Raw genomic sequence first — 20,946 nt, 5'->3', positions numbered from 1 at the left:
GTGAAGGTCGAGGTGGTGGTGAAGACGGTGGACGTGGAGCGCTGTGTGGATGCGATCATTCGCGCAGCCCGCACCGGCAAGATCGGCGACGGCAAGATCTTCGTGACCTCGGTCGAGCGTGTGGTGCGCATCCGCACCGGCGAAGAGGACGAAACCGCGGTCTGAGCGGCCCTCTCAGATCGCGTCAAGGCGAGCGGCGGGCGACAGCCCCGCTGCTTGCACCAGTTCCGGCAGCAAGCTGGCTGCATCGCTGTCGACGCGGATCAGATCCATCTGCGTACCGCTCATGAACTGTTGTTCCATCCCGGTGCGCATGAAGGCCATCAGTCCGTCGTAGTAGCCCGCCACGTTGAGCAGCCCCACCGGCTTGTCGTGGTAACCCAGCTGGCGCCAGGCCCAGACCTCGAAGAATTCTTCAAACGTGCCGATGCCGCCCGGCAAGGCCAAAAAGGCGTCGGCCTTGTCCGCCATCATCCGCTTGCGTTCGTGCATGTTGTCCACCACGTGCAGTTCCGTGCAACCCTGGTGCGCCCATTCCCGCTCGACCAGCGCCTTCGGGATGATGCCGACCGCCCGGCCACCTGCGGCCATGGTGGCGTCGGCGACGATGCCCATGAGGCCATTGCGCCCGCCGCCGTACACCAGCTGGCCGCCGTGTTCGCCGATCCATTGGCCCACGGTGCGCGCCGTGTCGGCGAAGGCGGGGTTGGCGCCCGGGCGGGAGCCGCAGTAAACGCAGAGTGAAAAAGCGGGTTCAGTCATGTGGCTCGTTCCGGAGGATCAGGCCCAACGGGCCCAGGCGGCCGCAAGCCAGATGCCCAGGCACAGCAACAGGCTCAGCAACACGGCCGCGCTGCCCATGTCCTTGGCGCGCTTGGAGAGGTCGTGCCACTCCGGGCCGATGCGGTCAATCGCGGTCTCGATGCCGGTGTTGAGCAGTTCAACCATCATCACCAGCATCACCGAGCCCGCGAGCAGGGCGGTTTCCACCCAGGTCTGTCCGAGCCAGAAAGCGGCCGGAACCATGACGATGGCAGCGAGCGCTTCCTGGCGGAACGCGGTCTCGCCCCAACCCGAACGCAACCCGGCCAACGAATAGCCGAAGGCGTGCCACATGCGCGAGGCGCCTGTGCGCAGCTTTTGCGCGTTGACGGGTTCTCGATCGGGGCGGGGGCTCATGGTTTCAGCTCCACCAGCGCCGGGGTTTGCTGGTGTCCTCCACCGGTTTGAAGTGCACCAGGCGGGTGCCCGCCAGCGCGTCGTGCAGGAACTGGCGCTGGGCGTGAAAGCGCGAGAGCAGCGCCCAGACCACAACCCACCCCACCAGCAGCACCGAGAGCTGCTGCCCTGACAACTGCATGAGTCCCGCCACGGCCAGCGGTGGCAGCAGCCACAACCACGACAACACATAGCGCCACAGCGCGCGACCCTGCGTCAGCGCATTGCCGTGTCGATCGACCACGCGGATGTGCCAAGTCTTCATGGCCAGGGTCTGGCCCTTGGCCCAGAACCAGCCGAAGTAAATGCCAAAGGCCACGAACACCAGGGCTTGCTGCAGGTAGCGGTTGTCCAGCGCATTGCCCGACTGGGTGAACGATGACAGCACATAGCTGGTGGTGAACAGCACGCCGACGAGGAACACCACGCCGAACATCAAGGTGCCCTCGTACAGCCAGCAGGCCATGCGCCTGCGCAACGAGGGCGCCATCAGGTCGGGGGGGGACGTGACGTCGGGGGATCGGGATGGGTCGGAAAGGGTGGCGGACATGCAGAAGTGAGGTATTCGGCCCGTGAGGCGCAGGCCCGAATTGTCTCATTGCGGTCTTGGCTTGCACTTTTTCAGGGCGTTCAACCCCGGCCGAAGCCGCAAGTCCTTGTTGCAGTGCGATAATCCGCATTGCACTTCAAAACACGGCAAACGGATCAGGGTCCGGCGGGGTATGTGCCCGCTCATGGCCACTGGTCTCAAGTCTCGACACCGCCCCACAAGGGTTGGTCAAGAGGCACCCAAGGTATTTCGTCAGAGAAATTCTCGAAAGGTTCATCATGGAAATCAACAAGGCCGAACTGGCCTCGGCCGCTGCCGCCACCGGCACAGCCACCCAAGAACTCCGCGGCGCAGAAATCCTCGTCAAGGCTCTCCAGGCCGAAGGCGTCAAGTACATCTGGGGCTACCCCGGTGGTGCTGTGCTGCACATCTACGACGCGTTCTACAAGCAGGACACCATTCAGCACGTGCTGGTGCGCCACGAGCAGGCGGCCGTGCACGCGGCCGACGGCTATGCGCGCGCCACGGGTGAGGTGGGCGTGGCGCTCGTCACCTCGGGTCCCGGCGTGACCAATGCCATCACCGGCATCGCCACCGCCTACATGGACAGCATTCCCATGGTGATCGTCACCGGCCAGGTGCCCACCGCCGCGATCGGTCTGGACGCCTTCCAGGAATGCGACACCGTCGGCATCACGCGCCCCATCGTCAAGCACAACTTCCTGGTGAAGGATGCGCGCGACATGGCCATGGTGATGAAGAAGGCCTTTCACATTGCGCGCAGTGGCCGCCCTGGCCCCGTGGTGGTGGATATTCCGAAAGACGTTTCGTTCAACAAGGTGCCCTATCACGGCTACCCCGAGACGGTGGAAATGCGCTCGTACAACCCGGTGCGCAAGGGCCACGGCGGTCAGATCCGCAAGGCGCTGCAACTGCTGCTGGCGGCCAAGCGTCCGTACATCTACACCGGCGGCGGTGTGCTGCTCAGCAACGCCACCGAAGAACTGCGCACCCTGGTGAACATGCTGGGTTACCCCGTCACCAACACGCTGATGGGCCTGGGTGCCTACCCGGCGTCGGACCGCAAGTTCCTCGGCATGCTGGGCATGCACGGCACGATCGAAGCCAACAATGCGATGCAGAACTGCGACGTGTTGCTGGCCGTGGGCGCGCGGTTTGACGATCGCGTGATCGGCAACCCCAAGCATTTCGCCCAGAACGAACGCAAGATCATCCACATCGACATCGACCCGTCGAGCATTTCCAAGCGCGTCAAGGTGGACGTGCCGATCGTGGGCGATGTGAAGGACGTGCTGACCGAGCTCATCAACATGGTGCGCGAGAGCGCCACCAAGCCCGACGGCAAGGCGCTGTCTGCCTGGTGGGACACCATCGAGACCTGGCGCTCCAAGGACTGCCTGAAGTACGACCGTGGCAACACCGACGTGATCAAGCCGCAGTACGTGGTGGAGACACTCTGGAACATGACCAAGGACGCTGACACGTACGTCACGTCCGATGTGGGCCAGCACCAGATGTGGGCCGCGCAGTACTACCGCTTCGACGAGCCGCGCCGCTGGATCAACTCCGGCGGCCTCGGCACCATGGGTGTGGGTATTCCCTACGCCATGGGCATCAAGCTGGCCAAGCCCGACAGCGAGGTGTTCTGCGTGACCGGCGAAGGCTCGGTGCAGATGTGCATCCAGGAACTCTCGACCTGCCTGCAATACAACACCCCGATCAAGATCGTGGCGCTGAACAACCGCTACCTCGGCATGGTGCGGCAGTGGCAGGAGATCGACTACGAAGGCCGTTACAGCCACAGCTACATGGACGCACTGCCCAACTTCGTGAAGCTCGCCGAGGCCTATGGCCACGTCGGCATGCTGATCGAACGTCCGCAGGATGTGGAGGGCGCTCTTCGCGAGGCGCGCAAGCTCAAGGACCGCACCGTGTTCATGGACTTCCGCACCGACCCGACCGAGAACGTCTTCCCCATGGTCAAGGCCGGCAAGGGCATCACCGAGATGCTGCTGGGTTCCGAAGACCTCTGATCCCCCGCGAAGCAGCGGCCCGCCGTTGCTTCATTCCCTCAGACGAATCTATTGTCCGCCAAGCCTGCGCATTACCGTGCGCGGGGGAGGGCGGCGAAAAGAGGAATCGCACATGAAACACATCATCGCTGTCTTGCTGGAAAACGAACCCGGGGCCCTGTCCCGCGTGGTCGGCCTGTTCTCTGCCCGTGGGTACAACATCGAGTCGCTCACCGTGGCGCCGACCGAAGACCCCAGCCTGTCCCGCATGACAATCCAGACCACCGGGTCGGACGACGTCATCGAGCAGATCACCAAACACCTCAACCGCCTGATTGAGGTGGTCAAGGTGGTGGACCTCACCGAGGGCTCCTACACCGAGCGGGAGCTCATGATGGTGAAGGTGCGCGCGGTGGGCAAGGAGCGCGAAGAGATGAAGCGCATGGCCGACATCTTCCGTGGCCGCATCATCGACGTGACCGAGAAGAGCTACACCATCGAGCTCACCGGCGACCAGACCAAGAACGATGCGTTCCTGGAAGCCATCGACCGCTCTGCGATTCTCGAAACAGTGCGTACCGGTGCCAGCGGCATCGGTCGCGGCGAGCGCATCCTGCGCGTGTAAGACAATCCCCCAGTTTTAATTTCCCCGAACAACACATTTCAACCGGAGCAACCCATGAAAGTTTTCTACGACAAAGACTGTGACCTGTCCCTGATCAAGGGCAAGACCGTGGCCATCCTCGGCTACGGCAGCCAGGGCCACGCACACGCACAGAACCTCAACGACAGCGGCGTCAAAGTCGTGGTTGGCCTGCGCAAGGGTGGCGCCTCCTGGGACAAGGTTGGCAAGGCCGGCCTGACCGTGATGGAAGTGAACGACGCCGTGAAATCGGCCGACGTGGTCATGATCCTGCTGCCCGACGAGCAGATCGCCGAGGTCTACCACCAGAACGTGGCGCCCCACATCAAGCCGGGCGCGTCGCTCGCCTTCGCTCACGGCTTCAACGTGCACTACAACCAGGTCGTGCCGCGTGCCGATCTGGACGTGTGGATGGTCGCGCCCAAGGCCCCCGGCCACACCGTGCGCAACACCTACACCCAGGGTGGCGGCGTGCCTCACCTGGTTGCGATTCACCAGGACAAGAGCGGCAAGGCGCGTGACCTCGCGCTGAGCTACGCCATGGCCAACGGTGGCGGCAAGGCCGGCATCATCGAGACCAACTTCAAGGAAGAGACCGAGACCGACCTGTTCGGCGAGCAGGCCGTGTTGTGCGGTGGCGCGGTCGAGCTGATCAAAATGGGTTACGAGACGCTGGTGGAAGCTGGGTACGCGCCCGAGATGGCCTACTTCGAATGCCTGCACGAGCTCAAGCTCATCGTGGATCTGATCTACGAAGGCGGCATTGCCAACATGAACTATTCGATCTCGAACAACGCCGAATACGGCGAGTACGTGACCGGCCCCGAAGTGATCAACGCCCAGAGCCGCGAAGCCATGCGCAACGCGCTGAAGCGCATCCAGTCGGGTGAGTACGCCAAGATGTTCATCTCTGAAGGCCGCACCAACTACCCGAGCATGACAGCCCGCCGCCGCCTGACCGCCGATCACCAGATCGAAGTGGTCGGCGCCCAGCTGCGCGCCATGATGCCCTGGATCGCCAAGAACAAGCTGGTGGACCAGACGCGCAACTGATGCCCGTCCCGCTCGCATCGTCGAGCGGCTCTCCCAAAGGCCACTTCGGTGGCCTTTGTCGTTTCTGCCCGCAGTGTCACTGCCGTACACTGCAACTTTGCACCATGCAAGGGTGTCCCCGGGCATCCTTTCAAACACACCTCATGCACGACGGCACCGATCCCCAGCCCACCCACCACGAAGACAGGCCCAAGCGTTCCAAGGGCATCTACATGGTGCCCAACATGATCACCTTGGCCGCCTTGTTCGGCGGCTTCTACTCGGTGGTGATGGCCATGAACGGTCGTTACGACCTGGCCACCGTGGGCATCTTCGTGGCCATGGTCCTCGACAGCCTCGATGGTCGCGTGGCGCGCATGACCAACACGCAAAGTGCATTTGGTGAGCAAATGGACTCGCTCTCCGATATGGTGTCCTTTGGCGCAGCGCCGGCGCTGATCGCCTACGAATGGACCTTGCGCGACCTCGGTCGCTGGGGATGGATCGCTGCCTTCGTTTACTGCGCCTGTGCCGCCCTTCGCCTCGCGCGTTTCAACGTCAACACCGGCGTGGTGGACAAGCGCTACTTCCAGGGACTTCCATCGCCCGCTGCTGCCGCCTTGGTGGCGGGCTTCATCTGGCTGATGACAGAGCTGGAGATCCCGGCACAAGACGTGACCTGGTTCATGTTTGCGCTCACGCTCTACACGGGCCTGACCATGGTGACGAATGTGCCGTTCTACAGCTTCAAGGAGCTGAACCTGCGCAAGAGTGTGCCGTTTGCAACCATCGTGCTCGTGGCACTGGCCATCGCCGTGATCAACATCCACCCCCCCACCGTCTTGTTTGCCTTGTTCGTGGTTTATGGGCTGTCGGGGTACGCGGTTTACTTTTGGCGCAAGGCCAAGGGCCGCCCGACCAGTGTGATCAGCACGTCCACTGACGAACCTGATGAGCGCGGCTTGCACGACGACTGAGTTCGCATCGGCCCGATCACCTTTGCCAATGGCCCGCCGAGAGGGCTTTGTGCTACATTGCCGCCCATGTCCAAGATTTTGTTCTCGCTACTACTGGGTGTCTTTCACGGGCAGGTTCGGTAACGCGAGAGCGATTCCTTCACAACGGCCCGTTTGCACCCGCAGCGGGCCGTTTTTGTTTTGGACTGCGGGTTTTTGAAGCGCTGCCCACGAGGCATCCCACTGGAGCATTGAGATGAGCGACAAACTGATCATTTTTGACACCACCTTGCGCGACGGCGAACAGTCGCCCGGCGCGTCCATGACAAAAGACGAAAAGCTGCGCATCGCACGCCAGTTGGAGCGCCTGAAGGTGGACGTGATCGAAGCCGGATTTGCTGCCAGCTCCAACGGTGATTTCGAGTCTGTCAAGGCGATCGCTGATGTCATCAAGGATTCCACCGTGTGTTCGCTGGCCCGCGCCAACGACCGAGACATCTCGCGTGCTGCCGAGGCACTCAAGGGCGCGCACCGCGCCCGCATCCACACCTTCATTGCCACCAGTGCGCTGCACATGGAAAAGAAGCTGCGCATGACGCCTGAGCAGGTGCTGGAGCAGGCCAAACAGTCGGTGCGTTTTGCACGCAACCTGGTGGACGACGTCGAATTCAGCCCCGAAGACGGCTACCGCAGCGACATGGACTACCTGTGTCGAGTCCTGGAAGCAGTGATCAAGGAAGGCGCCACCACGCTCAACATCCCCGATACGGTGGGCTACGCAGTGCCCGAGCTGTACGGCGATTTCATCCGCACCTTGCGCGAACGTGTGCCCAACTCAGACAAGGCGATCTGGTCGGTGCATTGCCACAACGATCTCGGCATGGCGGTGGCCAACTCCCTGGCTGGCGTGAAGATCGGCGGTGCGCGTCAGGTGGAGTGCACCATCAACGGCCTGGGCGAGCGCGCCGGCAACTGCTCGCTCGAAGAGATCGTGATGGCGGTGCGCACGCGGCGCGACTACTTCGGCCTGGACGTGGGTGTGGACGCCACGCAGATCGTGCCGGCCAGCCGCATGGTGAGCCAGACCACCGGCTTTGTGGTGCAGCCCAACAAGGCGGTGGTGGGCGCCAACGCGTTTGCACACGCCAGCGGCATCCACCAGGACGGTGTACTCAAGGCGCGGGACACCTACGAGATCATGCGTGCGGAAGACGTGGGTTGGGCTGCCAACAAGATCGTGCTGGGCAAGCTCAGTGGCCGCAACGCCTTCAAGCAGCGCCTGCAGGATCTGGGAATCCAGATGGAGTCCGAAGGCGAAATCAACACCGCGTTTGCTGCCTTCAAGGAGTTGGCCGATCGCAAGAGCGAGATCTTCGACGAGGACATCCTTGCCTTGTGCAGCGACGAAAGCGTCACTGCCGAGAAGGAGCAGTACGGCCTGGTGTCGCTCAAGCAGCGCAGCGAAACCGGCGAGCGTCCGCATGCCAGCGTGGTGTTCACGGCGGATGGTCAGGAAATTCAGGTCGAGAGCGACGGCAACGGACCGGTGGATGCGTCGTTGAAGGCGATCGAGATCCATGTGAAAAGCGGTGCAGAGCTCGTCTTGTACTCGGTCAATGCCATCACGAGTGGCTCGACCGAAAGCCAGGGCGAAGTCACGGTTCGTTTGCAACACGGAGGACGCGTCGTCAACGGTGTGGGGGCAGATCCCGACATCGTGGTTGCATCTGCCAAAGCCTACCTGAGCGCCTTGAACAAACTGCACAGCAAGTTCGACCGCGTCGCAGCACAGGGATAAAGTTGAGCAAAATCAATGACTTGGGACGCCCAGTGTTTTGAACTGCAGAAATGACACCAAAAGTAGCACCTGTTCTACCGATCATTTAAGACAATTTCCCAAGCAATTGATATTGCTAGTTTTTTTCTTTGTGCATACACTTCACTCCAGCGCAATTCCTGTTGCTGGAGTGAAGTGATGATCAACGGCGTTTTTCGCATTCGAAAACTGGTTCTGGCCGCCACAGTCGCCGCCTGGATGGGTGCGAGCGTTTTGCCTGCGGTGGTGAGCGCGGCCACCAGCCCGGCCAAGGTGGCCAAGACGCAGAAAGCCCAGAAATCGTCCTCGGCAAAAGCGCCGACCAAACATTCCGCGGCTTCGGCCAAGACCGCAACCCGCAAGGTGACGACGGCCAAGAACTCCACGAAGAAGGCCGTCATCGCCAAAAAGAGCGCCTCTCGCGTCAAGGTGCAGATCGCCTCGGGCAAGAAACCCGTGGCTCGCCAGCAACTCGCGAAGAGTCAGTCCCGCAAAGTCGTGAGAACCACGGTGGTGCGGGTGGCTGCGCCAGCCCGTCTGTCCATGGGTGAACAACTGGGTCTGCGCGCCAGCAACGACCGCCTGGACCTGAACTCCAGTGTGGCACTGGTGATCGACCAGGAAACCAACGAGGTGCTGTTCAGCAAGAACGACGCAGCGGTCCTGCCGATTGCTTCGCTCACCAAGCTCATGACCGGTCTGGTGATCGCCGATGCGAATCTGGACATGAACGAGCTGATCACCATCACCCAGGACGATGTGGACACCCACAAGGGCAGCAGCTCGCGTCTGGCCGTGGGCAGTACCTTGTCGCGTGGCGAAATGATGCATCTGGCCCTGATGTCCAGCGAGAACCGGGCGGCCAATGCACTCGGACGCACTTACCCAGGTGGCCTGAGCGAATTCGTGCGTTTGATGAACGGCAAGGCCAAACAGCTTGGCATGGCCGACACCCGCTATGTTGAACCCACGGGCTTGTCGAGCCTGAACCAGTCCAGTGCGCGCGATCTCGCCACGTTGGTGTCCGTCGCTCACGACCGGCCTATTCTGCGCAGCCTGTCCACGTCGCCCGGCCACGAAGTCGAGCTGGGTCGTCGCACGCTGCACTACAACAACTCCAACCGGCTGATCAAGAACCCGGATTGGGACATCGGACTGCAAAAGACCGGCTACATCTCGGAGGCGGGTCGTTGCCTGGTGATGCAGGCCAAGGTGGCGGGTCGCCAGCTGATCATGGTGTTCCTGGATTCGACCGGCAAGCTGAGCCGCCTGCAAGACGCAGAGCGGGTGCGCCGTTGGGTGGAGGTGCAGACCGAAATGGCCCGCCCGGCGGTTCGTCCTCAGGGCTGATCGAGCTTTGCTCTTCTCACAAAAAACGGTCCTTTGCGGACCGTTTTGCATGGGCGCTTGACTCTTCAGCGGCCTGGTAAACCCGCTGGACGCGAGCACCCCAGCGCCGACGAAATTTCAGCGGCGGTGCTTCGGAGCTTCGACACCCAGCTCTCGTCGATGCGGTCTGCCGGTGCCGAGATGGACAGCCCCGCCACCAGCTTGTTCTGATCGTCGTAAATGCCGGCGGCCATGCAGCGAACGCCCAGTTCGAGCTCTTCGTTGTCCCGGGCCAGACCGGCTTGCCGGCACTGAGCGAGTTCGCGCTCCAGGCTCGGCAATTGGGTGAGGCTGTTGCGTGTGTTGCCCGCCAGGCCGGTGCGGGTGGCGTAGGCACGCACGCGCTGGGGTTCGTCATCGGCGAGGAAGAGCTTGCCCACCGACGTGAGGTGCAATGGTGCGCGTCCACCGATGGCGCGCACAACCTGCATCCCGGAGCGTTCGCTGTAGGCCCGTTCGACGTACACGATCTCGTCACCCTGGCGCACGCTCAGATTGACGGGTTGCTGGATCTGCTTGTGCAGCTCGCGCATGGGTAGCAGGGCTGCGTCGCGCACGCTCAGTCGGGCCTTCACCAGATTCCCCAACTCCAGAAGCCGCATGCCGAGGCGGTAGCTGCCGGCCTCGGGTCTGTCCACGAAACGACCGATGGTGAGATCGTTGAGGATGCGATGCGCCGTGGACGGGTGCAGCCCGGTCTTTTCGCTGATCTCCTTCAGCGACACCGGTTCTTCCTTGGAAGCCAGCACCTCCAGCAGGTTGAACATGCGTTCAATGACCTGGACCGTGGGCGTGGCGGGGAGGGAGTCGGAGCGTTTGGTCATGGGGTGAGTGTGACCGAAATTTTACGAGGTGAAATATGAAGCCGTGTTGCGCACGTGTGACGCGTTCACAATCCGCGCGCTTCATGCACCAGGAACCCAGCGCCCGTCCAGCAGCAACTCGTGCGGCTGGAAGCCGGCCTTGTAGTTCATCTTGCCGCTCTGGGCGATCCAGTACCCCAGGTAAATGTGCGGGAGGCCCAGCGCCTGGGCTTGCTCGATCTGCCACAGCACGCTGTAGGTGCCGTAGCTGGCTTTGTCGTCGGGTTCGTAGAAGGTGTAGACCGCCGACAGGCCGTCGTTGAGCACGTCGACGATGGAGACCATCTTCAGACGCGATGCTTGTCCATCGACCCCAGGTTCGTGGAACTCGATCAGGCGCGAGTTCACCCGGCTCTGCAGCAAAAACTGGGTGTATTGGTCGATGCTGTCGTGGTCCATGCCGCCACCGGCGTGGCGGCTGTTCTGGTAGCGCAGGTAGAGCTGGTAGTGCTCAGGGACAAAACACAATTTGAGCACACGTGTCTGCAGGTTGGCGTGCTGTAGCCTGGATCTGCGCTGGCTGCGACTGGGCTTGAAACTCGCGACGGGCACACGCAGGGGCACACAGGCCTGGCACCCATCGCAGTAAGGCCGGTAGGTGAACATGCCACTGCGGCGAAAGCCGTGCGTGACCAGATCGGAGTAGGCGTCGTTGTGGATCAGGTGGCTGGGCGTGGCCACTTGCGAGCGGGCCTGGTGCCCTGGCAAATAGCTGCAGGGATAGGGTGCCGTCGCGTAAAACTGCAGTGCCTGAAGCGGGAGTTCTTTGAGGTGTGTCACGCTGGCCGACGGTGTTCAGGGATGACGTTTTGCCAGTATATGGGCTGGAATTCCCACCGGGGCGCGGGGCGCGACATGGCCTCGTGCACGTGTCGGCAGAAGGCCACTCGCTGCATCAATTGGCCACCCAGGCTGGCGAGGTGCGGCGTGTTCTGCTGGCAGTCGATCAGCGGCAGATCCTTGGCTCGGCAGAAGCCCACGAGCGCGGCCAGGGCGATCTTGGAGGCATCGCTCTGGCGGCTGAACATGGATTCGCCATACACCATGCCGCCGAGGTTGATGCAGTAGAGACCGCCAGCCAACTCGCCATCGATCCACGCTTCCACGCTGTGCGCCACGCCGGCATGGTGCAGCCTTGTGTAGGCCTGGACCATGGCAGGAAGGATCCAGGTGCCGTCCTGACCGTCGCGCGGCGTGTGCGCGCAGGCCCGGATCACACGTTCGAAGTCGTGGTCGAAGCGAATGTCCAGCCGGCCTTCAACTCGCAGCTTCTGGATCGTCTTGCGCAGCGAGCGGTGCACGCGAAACGCCCGCGTCTCAAGCACCATGCGGGGGTCGGTGCTCCACCACAGGATCGGCTGCCCGGCGCTGAACCAGGGAAAGATGCCGCGGGAGTAGGCAGCAATGAGGGAGGGCACGTCGAGCACGCCGCCTGCAGCCAGCAGGCCCGGCGCAGGGTCGCCCGGGCCCCACGCCGTCTCCACCGGGGGAAACGGTTGGCCCGGCTCCAGCCAGGGCAGGGCGCGGTTCGGTGGAGCGTGTGACATGCCGCTATTGTGCGGCGGGCCTCAGGTCTGCGGTGTTGAAAGGCGTCGCACGACGAGCCAGATGGCCGCGCCGATGAACACACCGATGCCATCGGCCAGGAAGTCCAGCCATTCTCCGTAGCGCCAGCCCGTGGCAGCCTGCAGCAGCTCGATGACGCCGCCATACGCCAGCAATGCAATGACCATGGTCCAGGGCTTGTGGCTGTAGGCCAGCAAGCCAAGCAGGGCCAACCAACCAAAGCCGAAGGCGTGCTGTCCCTTGTCCCAGATGGTGGCCGCTTGCTGCGGCAACAGGTCCACAGGAACCAGCGAGGCGACGGCCAGCACGATGACGCTGCACCAGAAAGCGATGCGGATCAGTTGGATGCCCGTTGGACGCATGGATCACTCAAAGAAGAGAGAGGCAGAAACAACAAAGGCCTTCGCAAGAAGGCCTTTGAGTGGAATTAGGGTGGCTCCCCGACCTGGACTCGAACCAGGGACCTGCGGATTAACAGTCAGTATAAACCAGATTTTCTGGGACGCTATGGGACGTCCTGGGACGAGATAAAACCATTCTAAATCAATGGGTTACAAGAATTTGTTGTTTCATGCAGTCCCGCTCGGTAGCATCTGATCTCAGGATTTTTCGGACACCAGTCGGACACGGAACACGCAAATGCCGCTCCTCACGGTCAGAGCGATTGAAACCCACAAAGCCAAAGCGAAGCCCTACAAGCTGACGCTCGACCGAGGCTTGCAGCTGCGCATCGCGCCAGATGGCGTTCGCACCTTACTGGTCCGCTACTCCGTCAAGGGGTCTGATGTAGAGCGCCAATATCGATTGCCGCAGGAGTATGGGGAAGGTCCGGGCCAAATGAAGCTCGCCACGGCCTGTGCCGAGGCCGCTCGCATCCGGGCGCTGGCTCGCGACGGGGTGGACTGGCCAGCCCAAGAGGAGGCACGGTTGCGGGCCGAAGCAGCTGAGCGCGAGCAAATGGACCGGCAAGAGGGCATGACAGTCGCCAAGGCACTCCGCGAGTACGTTGACAAGAAGCGGCGGGCAAAGGACGGTCTGCCATTGAAGGCCCGCACAAAGGCTGACTACCTGGCCATGGTCGAACCCGGGGAAACAACCAAGACGGGCAAGAAACTGGCAGACGGGTTGCTGTTTCAGCTCGCCAACAAGCTGTTGGTGAAGCTCACTTCCGATGACATTCGGGATCAGTATTCGTCGCTGCTCAAGCGTTCAAAACGGCAAGCCGACTATGCGATGCAGGTGTTGCGTGCGGTGATGCGATGGCATGGGGTCGTGGTGCCGGGCAATCCGCTGGGCCGTGATACGGCGGGGCGCGATCGGATCGTGCTCGCACCGGCGAAAGGGAACCCAGCTCCAATCCCACCGGAGCGACTGGGTGCCTGGTGGCGGGCAAGCGGAAAAGCCCCCTCACAAGTCGCGGCCGACTACTACCGTTTCCAGTTGCTGACCGGGTGTCGCGGAGGAGAGATTCATGGCGACAAGCGATACAACTACCCGCCAATCAGGGTGGGTGACGTGGACTGTGAAGCTGGAAAGGTCGTGTTGCGGGATACAAAGAACCGTAGTGACCACAAGCTGTTGCTGGCCCGACAGGCGCTTGAGATCGCATCAAAGCACTGCGCAGGCCGAAAACCCGACGAAGTGTTGTTCCCCATCACCGATGCCCGAAAAACGCTGAAGTGGATCAATGCAAGGGCAAAAACCCATGTGCAAGGGCATGGGTTGCGCGATACCTTTGCCAGCATCGCAGAAGAGCTGGTCTCAGGTGGTTTGCTGAAGCGAATGCTCAACCATTCGGTTGCAGGTGACGTGACCTTGGGACACTACGTGGGCAAGAGTGAGGCGCAACTGCGCGCTGGATGGCAGACGGTGGCTGACTTTATAGAGGCTGCAGCTCGGCGGCCAACGCCGGATGATTCCCACTCAGGAGCGGCGGCGTCGAGGGCTGAGTGACGGAGGTGCTGGCTTTTACGTGGTTGGCCTTCAGGCGCTGACAATTGTTCCAGGCCACTTCATGTCCATTGCCGTTGGTCGTGTAAACGCCATCACCCGCTCGTCCCAGAAACCACCCGTGAAGCCGCTGAGCCGCCACGCTGCCCACCCTGATGCCCCGCTCCATCAATCCTGCCGAATATCTGGCCTGCCTACCCGAGCCTTGGCGCCAGCGTGCCACTACCGTCCAGGCGCCTGAATCCTACTGGTGGCCCTGGCGAGGCATGCGGGTCCACTTCGCGCGGATCCCTCGGCCCGATGCAGGCGCCCGCCTGCTGCTTCTTCATGGGGCTGGCGGTCATTCGGGTGCCTTGTGGCCGCTGGCTGCACTGGCCGCCGATAGGGGCTTTGACGTGCTGGCGCCGGACCTGCCCGGCTACGGCTTGACCGAGGTCCCCAACCCGGGTGCCATCACCTACCCCCACTGGGTGGACTGCGTGGCCGACCTGCTGCGCGAACAAACCGCCGCAGACGCCCGCCCTCTGGTGCTGCTGGGTGGCAGCATGGGTGGCCTGCTCGGCTACTCGGCCAGCGCCCGCGTGCCAGATGCAGTGGACCACCTGCTGGTCACATGTCTGCTGGACCCATCCAACCCCATCTGCTGGCCCGCCCTGTCACGGTGGGGTGGCGCCTTCAGCGTGCGGGCACTTCGCCCGCTGCTGGCCCCATTGGCCCGGGCAAACGGCCATGCACTGGCTCGCTGTCGCGTGCCGATTCGCTGGATCGCACCGATGAAAGCCATCGCCAACCAGCCGGCGCTGGCACGCCTGTGCATGAACGACGTGCGCGGTGGCGGCAGCCGTGTGCCACTGGGTTTTCTGGCCAGCTTTCTGTTTTCCATGCCCGAGGTGGCGCCAGAGGCCTTCCATCGCATCCCGGTCACCCTCGTCCACCCCACAGAGGACCACTGGACACCGACGGCCATGAGTCTGGCCTTTCTGCAGCGCATTGCCGCACCCACACGCTATGTTCCACTGCAAGGCTGCGGCCACTTTCCTGTGGAAGAGCCTGGCTTGACGACGCTGGTGGAGGTACTGCAAGAGACCCTGGCGCAGGTGACAGGCTCGACAGAGGTCGGTTGACGGATCTGGCCGGATGTCCGCGATCGGAGGACTGTTGTGCAGCGATTGCCGTCGGTCATGGCCGGGAGCTGAGTTCACGGTGCCTGGCACGAAGCCGTCATAGGCTTATCTGGCAACGCGGCAGCATCGATGACCGGTATTGAGGGGGATGCTGTCACTCAACTTGGCAGCTCGAAAGCTGCACCGCCAATCCGCGATCGAATATCAGCCGCCGGAAGGAACGAACTCATGCGGTCGGCGAGATGCAGACAGGCTCAAGCCACTATCCCAAAAGTCCTGGCTCCCATGCCGCGCCCCGCTGAAACATCAAAGGAATTCATACTCTTGGCACTTCTGATCTGTGAAAGTTCACGATCTGCCAAGCGTCTGCCACACGTTGAAGAAGAACTGTGACACGCCCCATTGATACAGCAGGTCCTGCAGCAGCAGACCACTCGATGCGATCAAGTGCTGTGATGACTGCCATGTTGCCAAAGTCTTGATGTTGAAGCTCCAGCACCTGCGCGCTTTGGGGTTTGCGCTCATGCATCGCGCCGACAAAGTAGGTCCGAACCTGCTGTGATGTGCTGACCATCCTGGGGCTGGAAGTTCCCAGAAACACGGCATCCGACGCATACAAGCTGAGAACGCCTTCAACGTCAGCGGCGACGAATGCCTTGCACCACTGATCCATGAGCGCGCGAGCTTCAGTGCTCCCATTCATTCACATAGCCCCTGATTTGGCTTTCGTAGTTGCTGGGAGCGAGACCATGACCGGCTGACCCGGTACGGTACACCCGGTGTCGCAGCACTTGCCTGGTTGGCGGTTCTGGGTGATCGACCGTTTCTCGTCGTGCAAGACGCCGCGATCCAACAGCCGCTCAACGAGGTCCACTTTAGATCCGAGAGGATAGTTGCGGTAAATCTCGCGCTTCATGGCTTCCGGTGACCCACCTCCGTGCAAGCTGATGACCGAGTACCAGCCGCCCTGATACGACGCCGTCAGGTCTTCGATGAAACGAGCTGTCTCGATGCGCTTTTCATACGGAATGGCTGGATTCGCACGAAGCACGTCGCTGAGCTTGGCTGCTGTTTCGGGATTGTGATCTTCGTCAGGACCAGGCAGCGCCACGATCAGACCGCCTGAAACATAGTGAGCGATCTTGTGCATGTCGTAGATCTGGGTCGCGAGCAGCAGTTTGCCGATGTTGGAGAACACAGGGTCAGGGACAAAGCTCTTGGCAGCTTTGTCCTCTGAGGCATAGACAGACGCTGCGACACCGCATGCGTAAAAGCCCTCCGTTATCTTGATGAGGTCCACCATCTGGTCGCGCAAATGGTGTTCCTCCGCCGGATCAAAGCCGTTGGCCTCGCACATCAAGGCGCCCGCACCGATCAGCAAGTCACCAAAACCGGCGCGAGCGCCGATGCAACTGTGGCGATGGTGCGTCGCATAGTTGTAGGTCATGTAGCCGCTGTGCTCCCACTCACCTGCGTAGAACACCTTGTCCCAAGGAACAAAGACGTTCTCGAACATCACAACGCCCGTGGACTGACCGTACTTGTTGGAGAAGAGCGCCGCCTTATCGCCGGGACGACCCGCAGGACGGGCGATGATGGTCACGCCCTCTGCATCCACAGGCACTGCGCAGCACACTGCGAAGTCGGCATCTTCCTGACCCATATTGCGGCACGGCATGACCAGGAATTCGTGCATGTAGGGGGCGCCAGTCACGATCGCCTTGGTGCCTGAGATGCGGATGCCCTTGCCATCACGGTGCGTGACGTGGACGTACGCGTTGGCATTGCCCTGTTGATGAGGTCGCTTGCTACGGTCCCCTTTGGCATCGGTCATGGCGATGCCCAGGGTGAGATCGCGGTCTTGCACATCATGCAGATAGGCGGCGAATTTCTCCCGATGCTCCGTCGTGCCCTTTGCATCGTCGATACGTGCGGACACCTGGTGGATGGCATTGAGCGCGTCGTGGGTCAGGTAGCGCTGAGCGCAGCCTGTTTCTTGACATACAAGACGCACGGCTTCGAGCTTGTTGAGCAAGTCACCGCTACTTGTATTGATGTGCAGCAGCCGGTTCACCAGCTTGCCGCTGCTGCCCTGAGTGGCCGTCATGATCGCCGCGTATTCAGGGCGCAGCGCGTAGTCGTAGGTCAGACCGATCGCGTTGACCCCAGGGCTAAATGCCGGTTCATCCACAACTGACTCCACCCGACGCCCATCAACAAAGACTTTGGGACGGTATTGGCGCAGGGACTCTTCGTACTCAAGGGCGGACATCAGCATGACACTCTCCTCAATAGGTGCTAAACATCTGTCGTTAGATTAAACAGCGTTTAACCTACTGTCAACGATTTAATTTCGTGGGATGATCTCAACCAAGGAGAAGCACATGCCTGCAGCCGCAGTCGATCGTGAGCAACAACGCCGGGACCGCTTGAACTTGGTGAGTGATGCCAAGCGCACCCACATCCTTGCGGCTGCCCGTGAGGTTTTCGAACAGCACGGCCTGGACGGTGCCAGCGTTCGTGAAATCGCGAAGCAGGCTGGATACACACCTGGCGCCATCTACTCGTACTTTGCCGCCAAGGAAGAGATCTATGGTGCCTTGCTGGCCGAGTCTCTGGAGCGGCTGAATGCGGCTGTAAGCCAGCGCATCGAAGGCACCCGATCGCCATCGCAAAAGGCTGAGCGTGCCGCCTTAGGGTTCTACGAGTTTTACGCTTTCAACCCCCGCGACCTTGACCTGGGCTTTTATCTTTTTGGGGGTATGCGCCCGCATGGGCTTACACCTGCGCTGAATGCGACGCTCAACGGCCGTCTTCGCGACTCATTGGCGCACTTTGAGTCTGCGCTCCAGGCTCTGGGCGCATCGGCTAAGACAGCGCGTGAGGAGGTCACAGCGTTCTTTGCGCAATGCGTCGGGCTGCTGGTGCTTGAGAACACCAAGCGCATCAAGATGTTCCAAGAAGACCCGGCCAAGCTCTGTGCGATCTACGTGGCCCGCACCATTGAACGTGTGAAAGGCTCTCCGCGAGCCAAATAGTGAACCGCCTCCGGGGCTGTCAGACGGCCGCCCAGGCGTCGCTGCAGAGGCGGCTATTTGGTGTAGGTCAGGACCAGTGCTCTCGGCCATGAGCGGCCTTCGGTTAAACGGAAATGCAGTCGCTCAACGGCGCGCATAACCGGCGCGAAACATCGGTGCGCAGCGCCGCTGTTGAGCGTCCGTGTTCATGCGCTGGTTAGGCAGCCAGTTTGTTTCTCATGCCCTATGGCTGGGCAACCAACACATGGGTGCGCATTGGGTATCTGAGTTCACCACTTGCTACGTGAGGCTCTAACATCATGCGCACTTGTTTGAGAAACTCATCGCGCCCACTTTCTGGGAGAAGTGCCACGGCATGGCGAGTAGAAGGAGACCCCTGGGTCATTCCGTCGATGAATGATTGGATGGACGTGAAATGAGACACCCCATCCTCGGTGCGAAGTTGTATCCGAGAGAACCCTGCACGAGTAGCGGCGTCGCGAATGTCATCAGGATTGGAGAAGGAGCACGCTCGCTTTGCCGCTGAGGCATCAACCCCTTGACTCTCCAGTGCTTGAACCACGGCGTAGTGCCCTATGTTGTACTCAAGTGGTCCCCAGATGCTCGCCGCTAGTCGACCCGATGGTTTGAGCATCCGGCGAATCTCGGCGAAACCGGCATGACGATCTTTGAAGAACTGAAGTCCCTGAAGGCAAAGGCAGAGATCAAACGTAGCGTCTTTAAATGGCACCTGGAGTGCGTCTGCGCAGTGCCACTCCATTGGAGTTCCTGTGCCCTGCGTCAACCTCCGGGCAACCTCGATGACGCCTGGATCGATATCGACGCCGATAACGTTTCCGGTCGGGCCAGCGAAGCGTGTGGCCATCCTCGCCCCGATACCGGTGCCACAGGCCATGTCCAGCACTTGATCTCCCGGTTGCGGCGCCACAACGCCAATCACAAGCTCCGTCCAGTGAGCAAACATGCCCGGCACCATGTGCCTCTCATATGCCTCTGCAGTCGTCGTGTCGATGGGCTGATTTTCTGGTGACATTTTCGCTTCACCCCTTCATTAGTATTGTGCTGCGGTCGGCTGCCTAACGAATGTATCCCGCAGAACATGCGGGATAAGCTGGACGGTGCGGAATATTCTGGTCACTCAATTCCTCTAAAAATACAACCAGATCAACGCGTTACGCGCGACGTCCTGATTTTTATACAGGTATAAGTAAACCACGAAACCCGGCAGCCTCCCTCACTCCAGAGCGAGAAATGGGATGATGGGTGTGACCGGTAAGCGGCATGAAGTCGAAAGCCCGCAACGGGTCGCAAAGAGCCGGCTGCCTAGCGGGTAGGAGTCGCTCGGCACCTAGTGGACTGTAACGATTGAATCGGGAGTAATGCGTCGTGACAGATCACAGTACTTCCACTTCACTGGCTTGGTCTGCTCGTTGTACTTGCGGATGTATCGCATGATCTTTCTCTTCAAGTCAGGCACGGACGTGAAGACACCGCGTGCGATGACATCACGTTCGATCTTGGCAAACCACAACTCCACTTGGTTCAGCCAGGACGAGTACGTTGGCGTGAAGTGCATATGAACGTTGCTGTGCATTTCGAGAAACGCAGCAACCTGCTTGGTCTTGTGGGCCGAGAGGTTATCGGCGATGACATGAATCTCTTTGCCCTTGGGCTGGTTGGCCACGATGTCAGTGAGAAACGCCACAAATTCCGCCGAGGTGTGGCGCGTGGCAGTCTTGCCCAGCACCTCGCCGGTCTTGGTGTTGAAGGCTGCATACAACGACAGCGTGCCGTGTCGGAAATACTCGAAGCCATGGCGCTCGGCCCGTCCCGGCGAAAGCGGCAGCACAGGGTCCAGCCGGTTGAGCGCCTGAATCGCGGTCTTCTCATCGACGCTAAACACCACGGCGTTCTGCGGAGGGTTCAGGTACAGCCCGATGACGTCAGCCGCCTTGGTCTCGAAGTCCGGGTCGTTGGATGTCAGATAGCCTTCGAGCAAGTGCGGTTTGATACCGTGCTTGGCCCAGATGCGGGCCACGGTCATGTGCGAGATGTCCCCGCCCAGCTCAGCGGCCAGCTTGCGCGTAGACCAGTGAGTGGAGCCGTCAGCCGGCTTGTGTTTGGTGGTGCGTGCAAGCACCCGAGCTTCCAGCCGATCGGTCACCTTGTAGCGCTCGCGCCCAGCGTGGCGAGAGAACAGACCGGCCAGACGGTCAGCTTCAAACCGCTTGCTCCACCGGTCGATGTAGCTGTCGCTGCAGTCGAGCTTGGATCGGATCTCCGACCAGGTAAGCCCGTCGGCCAACAGCAAGATCAACCGCGCGTGCCGCGCCGCATCGGCTCGGCCATTTCTCGCAGCTACTTGCTGTTGAAGTTCCATGCGCTCGCTCTTCGTGAGTTTCATCGCAACCTCCGGCGGAATGGTTGCCATGATACTTCCCTTTTAAACGTTACAGTCCACTAGTGCGGCCCATCGATGTTGAGTGGCCGCTGCTGAAGATGCAGCGGTCGGTCGCCTCGCAGAGTGACGAATGGCAGGTTCCGGCGGCGGCTGTCATTGGACTGCAAAACCTGGCCGGCTGCAGACAGCCTTGAAGCGACCTTCGATTTTCCACTTGCGTCATTGCAGCGAGTGCTGCTGGTGGGTGCGCCTAGCAGGCTGCTGAAATACCTCGACGCAAACCCCGTGACTTGATCCAGAAGAAGGCGTAGGCAGGACAATGCGGCATGCGCGGATCCGACACCTTCACCGAAAGCCTGTTCAGCAT

The 20,946-nt window shown here is 61.1% G+C and carries 21 protein-coding genes; 10 read left to right on the top strand and 11 right to left on the bottom strand.

What is annotated here, in order from left to right; genetic code table 11:
• The coding region (locus tag Q0C59_RS02075) for a P-II family nitrogen regulator (protein ID WP_291211130.1) at positions 1–165 on the top strand (165 nt) is incomplete at its 5' end.
• Between the two features lie 9 nt (positions 166–174).
• Here the strand turns inward: Q0C59_RS02075 and Q0C59_RS02070 are convergent.
• From Q0C59_RS02070 to Q0C59_RS02060, 3 genes are read right to left on the bottom strand one after another with little or no spacing between them, the layout of a single operon-like run.
• Complete coding sequence (locus tag Q0C59_RS02070) at positions 175–762, bottom strand: TIGR00730 family Rossman fold protein (protein WP_291210993.1); 588 nt, start codon at positions 760–762, stop codon at positions 175–177.
• Between the two features lie 18 nt (positions 763–780).
• Entirely contained in the window at positions 781–1,179 is a 399-nt protein-coding gene (locus Q0C59_RS02065) for a diacylglycerol kinase (RefSeq protein ID WP_291210990.1), read from the bottom strand.
• A gap of 4 nt (positions 1,180–1,183) precedes the next feature.
• Positions 1,184–1,684 carry an RDD family protein gene (locus Q0C59_RS02060; RefSeq protein ID WP_407066539.1) on the bottom strand — a complete coding sequence of 167 codons (501 nt, stop codon included), beginning with the start codon at positions 1,682–1,684 and terminating at the stop codon, positions 1,184–1,186.
• 362 nt (positions 1,685–2,046) lie between these two features.
• Here Q0C59_RS02060 and Q0C59_RS02055 point away from each other — a divergent pair, with 362 nt between their 5' ends.
• From Q0C59_RS02055 to Q0C59_RS02030, 6 genes are all read left to right on the top strand, one after another.
• A complete protein-coding gene (locus Q0C59_RS02055) occupies positions 2,047–3,822 on the top strand; it encodes an acetolactate synthase 3 catalytic subunit (protein WP_291210988.1) in 1,776 nt (591 codons plus the stop codon).
• A gap of 112 nt (positions 3,823–3,934) precedes the next feature.
• The gene (gene ilvN, locus Q0C59_RS02050) at positions 3,935–4,426 is read left to right on the top strand and encodes an acetolactate synthase small subunit (protein ID WP_056274670.1); all 492 of its coding nucleotides are present in this window, start codon (positions 3,935–3,937) and stop codon (positions 4,424–4,426) included.
• Positions 4,427–4,480: 54 nt separating this feature from the next.
• Positions 4,481–5,497 carry a ketol-acid reductoisomerase gene (gene ilvC / locus Q0C59_RS02045; protein WP_291210985.1) on the top strand — a complete coding sequence of 339 codons (1,017 nt, stop codon included), beginning with the start codon at positions 4,481–4,483 and terminating at the stop codon, positions 5,495–5,497.
• Positions 5,498–5,640: 143 nt separating this feature from the next.
• A complete protein-coding gene (gene pssA, locus Q0C59_RS02040; RefSeq protein WP_291210982.1) occupies positions 5,641–6,453 on the top strand; it encodes a CDP-diacylglycerol--serine O-phosphatidyltransferase in 813 nt (270 codons plus the stop codon).
• Between the two features lie 235 nt (positions 6,454–6,688).
• On the top strand, positions 6,689–8,230 hold the full coding sequence (locus Q0C59_RS02035; protein ID WP_291210979.1) for a 2-isopropylmalate synthase: 1,542 nt from the start codon (positions 6,689–6,691) through the stop codon (positions 8,228–8,230).
• 174 nt (positions 8,231–8,404) lie between these two features.
• A complete protein-coding gene (locus tag Q0C59_RS02030; protein WP_407066538.1) occupies positions 8,405–9,598 on the top strand; it encodes a serine hydrolase in 1,194 nt (397 codons plus the stop codon).
• A gap of 65 nt (positions 9,599–9,663) precedes the next feature.
• On the opposite strand, the gene Q0C59_RS02025 is transcribed toward Q0C59_RS02030, so the two are convergent.
• The 4 genes from Q0C59_RS02025 to Q0C59_RS02010 all read right to left on the bottom strand — a co-directional run bounded on the left by Q0C59_RS02025 (position 9,664) and on the right by Q0C59_RS02010 (position 12,428).
• The gene (locus Q0C59_RS02025) at positions 9,664–10,461 is read right to left on the bottom strand and encodes an IclR family transcriptional regulator (RefSeq protein ID WP_069046382.1); all 798 of its coding nucleotides are present in this window, start codon (positions 10,459–10,461) and stop codon (positions 9,664–9,666) included.
• Between the two features lie 81 nt (positions 10,462–10,542).
• On the bottom strand, positions 10,543–11,280 hold the full coding sequence (locus tag Q0C59_RS02020; protein ID WP_291210974.1) for an arginyltransferase: 738 nt from the start codon (positions 11,278–11,280) through the stop codon (positions 10,543–10,545).
• Positions 11,277–12,047 carry a leucyl/phenylalanyl-tRNA--protein transferase gene (gene aat / locus Q0C59_RS02015; protein WP_291210971.1) on the bottom strand — a complete coding sequence of 257 codons (771 nt, stop codon included), beginning with the start codon at positions 12,045–12,047 and terminating at the stop codon, positions 11,277–11,279. Before aat ends, Q0C59_RS02020 begins: the two co-directional genes overlap by 4 nt.
• A gap of 21 nt (positions 12,048–12,068) precedes the next feature.
• A complete protein-coding gene (locus tag Q0C59_RS02010; protein WP_291210968.1) occupies positions 12,069–12,428 on the bottom strand; it encodes a VanZ family protein in 360 nt (119 codons plus the stop codon).
• Between the two features lie 277 nt (positions 12,429–12,705).
• Here Q0C59_RS02010 and Q0C59_RS02005 point away from each other — a divergent pair, with 277 nt between their 5' ends.
• A complete protein-coding gene (locus Q0C59_RS02005) occupies positions 12,706–14,019 on the top strand; it encodes an integrase family protein (RefSeq protein ID WP_291210966.1) in 1,314 nt (437 codons plus the stop codon).
• A gap of 263 nt (positions 14,020–14,282) precedes the next feature.
• The gene (locus Q0C59_RS02000; RefSeq protein ID WP_291210963.1) at positions 14,283–15,140 is read left to right on the top strand and encodes an alpha/beta hydrolase; all 858 of its coding nucleotides are present in this window, start codon (positions 14,283–14,285) and stop codon (positions 15,138–15,140) included.
• 316 nt (positions 15,141–15,456) lie between these two features.
• Here Q0C59_RS02000 and Q0C59_RS01995 read toward each other — a convergent pair whose 3' ends face one another.
• Both Q0C59_RS01995 and Q0C59_RS01990 read right to left on the bottom strand, forming a co-directional pair.
• Entirely contained in the window at positions 15,457–15,843 is a 387-nt protein-coding gene (locus tag Q0C59_RS01995) for an SgcJ/EcaC family oxidoreductase (RefSeq protein WP_291210960.1), read from the bottom strand.
• Positions 15,844–17,418, bottom strand: coding sequence for a 4-hydroxyphenylacetate 3-hydroxylase family protein (locus Q0C59_RS01990; protein ID WP_291210958.1), 1,575 nt, complete (start codon positions 17,416–17,418; stop codon positions 15,844–15,846). It abuts the gene before it with no gap.
• A 106-nt stretch (positions 17,419–17,524) separates the two neighbouring features.
• Between Q0C59_RS01990 and Q0C59_RS01985 the strand changes: the two genes are divergently transcribed.
• Positions 17,525–18,178 carry a TetR/AcrR family transcriptional regulator gene (locus Q0C59_RS01985; protein WP_291210956.1) on the top strand — a complete coding sequence of 218 codons (654 nt, stop codon included), beginning with the start codon at positions 17,525–17,527 and terminating at the stop codon, positions 18,176–18,178.
• A 223-nt stretch (positions 18,179–18,401) separates the two neighbouring features.
• Here the strand turns inward: Q0C59_RS01985 and Q0C59_RS01980 are convergent, their stop codons facing one another.
• Positions 18,402–19,154, bottom strand: coding sequence for a class I SAM-dependent methyltransferase (locus Q0C59_RS01980; RefSeq protein WP_291210953.1), 753 nt, complete (start codon positions 19,152–19,154; stop codon positions 18,402–18,404).
• 372 nt (positions 19,155–19,526) lie between these two features.
• The gene (locus Q0C59_RS01975; protein ID WP_291211121.1) at positions 19,527–20,582 is read right to left on the bottom strand and encodes an IS630 family transposase; all 1,056 of its coding nucleotides are present in this window, start codon (positions 20,580–20,582) and stop codon (positions 19,527–19,529) included.
• Positions 20,583–20,946: the final 364 nt, after the last annotated feature.

This window comes from Hydrogenophaga sp. (genome assembly GCF_022844385.1).
In the GTDB taxonomy this organism is placed as follows: domain Bacteria; phylum Pseudomonadota; class Gammaproteobacteria; order Burkholderiales; family Burkholderiaceae_C; genus Hydrogenophaga.
Note: the sequence above shows the minus strand (reverse complement) of the source record. Positions and strands in the feature narration are given on the sequence as shown.

Coding starts and splice junctions, on each gene's coding strand:
- Q0C59_RS02070 (WP_291210993.1), bottom strand. CDS start 762: ATGACTGAACCCGCTTTTTCACTCTGCGTTTACTGCGGCTCCCGCCCG.
- Q0C59_RS02065 (WP_291210990.1), bottom strand. CDS start 1,179: ATGAGCCCCCGCCCCGATCGAGAACCCGTCAACGCGCAAAAGCTGCGC.
- Q0C59_RS02060 (WP_407066539.1), bottom strand. CDS start 1,684: ATGGCCTGCTGGCTGTACGAGGGCACCTTGATGTTCGGCGTGGTGTTC.
- Q0C59_RS02055 (WP_291210988.1), top strand. CDS start 2,047: ATGGAAATCAACAAGGCCGAACTGGCCTCGGCCGCTGCCGCCACCGGC.
- ilvN (WP_056274670.1), top strand. CDS start 3,935: ATGAAACACATCATCGCTGTCTTGCTGGAAAACGAACCCGGGGCCCTG.
- ilvC (WP_291210985.1), top strand. CDS start 4,481: ATGAAAGTTTTCTACGACAAAGACTGTGACCTGTCCCTGATCAAGGGC.
- pssA (WP_291210982.1), top strand. CDS start 5,641: ATGCACGACGGCACCGATCCCCAGCCCACCCACCACGAAGACAGGCCC.
- Q0C59_RS02035 (WP_291210979.1), top strand. CDS start 6,689: ATGAGCGACAAACTGATCATTTTTGACACCACCTTGCGCGACGGCGAA.
- Q0C59_RS02025 (WP_069046382.1), bottom strand. CDS start 10,461: ATGACCAAACGCTCCGACTCCCTCCCCGCCACGCCCACGGTCCAGGTC.
- aat (WP_291210971.1), bottom strand. CDS start 12,047: ATGTCACACGCTCCACCGAACCGCGCCCTGCCCTGGCTGGAGCCGGGC.
- Q0C59_RS02010 (WP_291210968.1), bottom strand. CDS start 12,428: ATGCGTCCAACGGGCATCCAACTGATCCGCATCGCTTTCTGGTGCAGC.
- Q0C59_RS02005 (WP_291210966.1), top strand. CDS start 12,706: ATGCCGCTCCTCACGGTCAGAGCGATTGAAACCCACAAAGCCAAAGCG.
- Q0C59_RS02000 (WP_291210963.1), top strand. CDS start 14,283: ATGCGGGTCCACTTCGCGCGGATCCCTCGGCCCGATGCAGGCGCCCGC.
- Q0C59_RS01995 (WP_291210960.1), bottom strand. CDS start 15,843: ATGAATGGGAGCACTGAAGCTCGCGCGCTCATGGATCAGTGGTGCAAG.
- Q0C59_RS01990 (WP_291210958.1), bottom strand. CDS start 17,418: ATGCTGATGTCCGCCCTTGAGTACGAAGAGTCCCTGCGCCAATACCGT.
- Q0C59_RS01985 (WP_291210956.1), top strand. CDS start 17,525: ATGCCTGCAGCCGCAGTCGATCGTGAGCAACAACGCCGGGACCGCTTG.
- Q0C59_RS01980 (WP_291210953.1), bottom strand. CDS start 19,154: ATGGTGCCGGGCATGTTTGCTCACTGGACGGAGCTTGTGATTGGCGTT.
- Q0C59_RS01975 (WP_291211121.1), bottom strand. CDS start 20,582: ATGAAACTCACGAAGAGCGAGCGCATGGAACTTCAACAGCAAGTAGCT.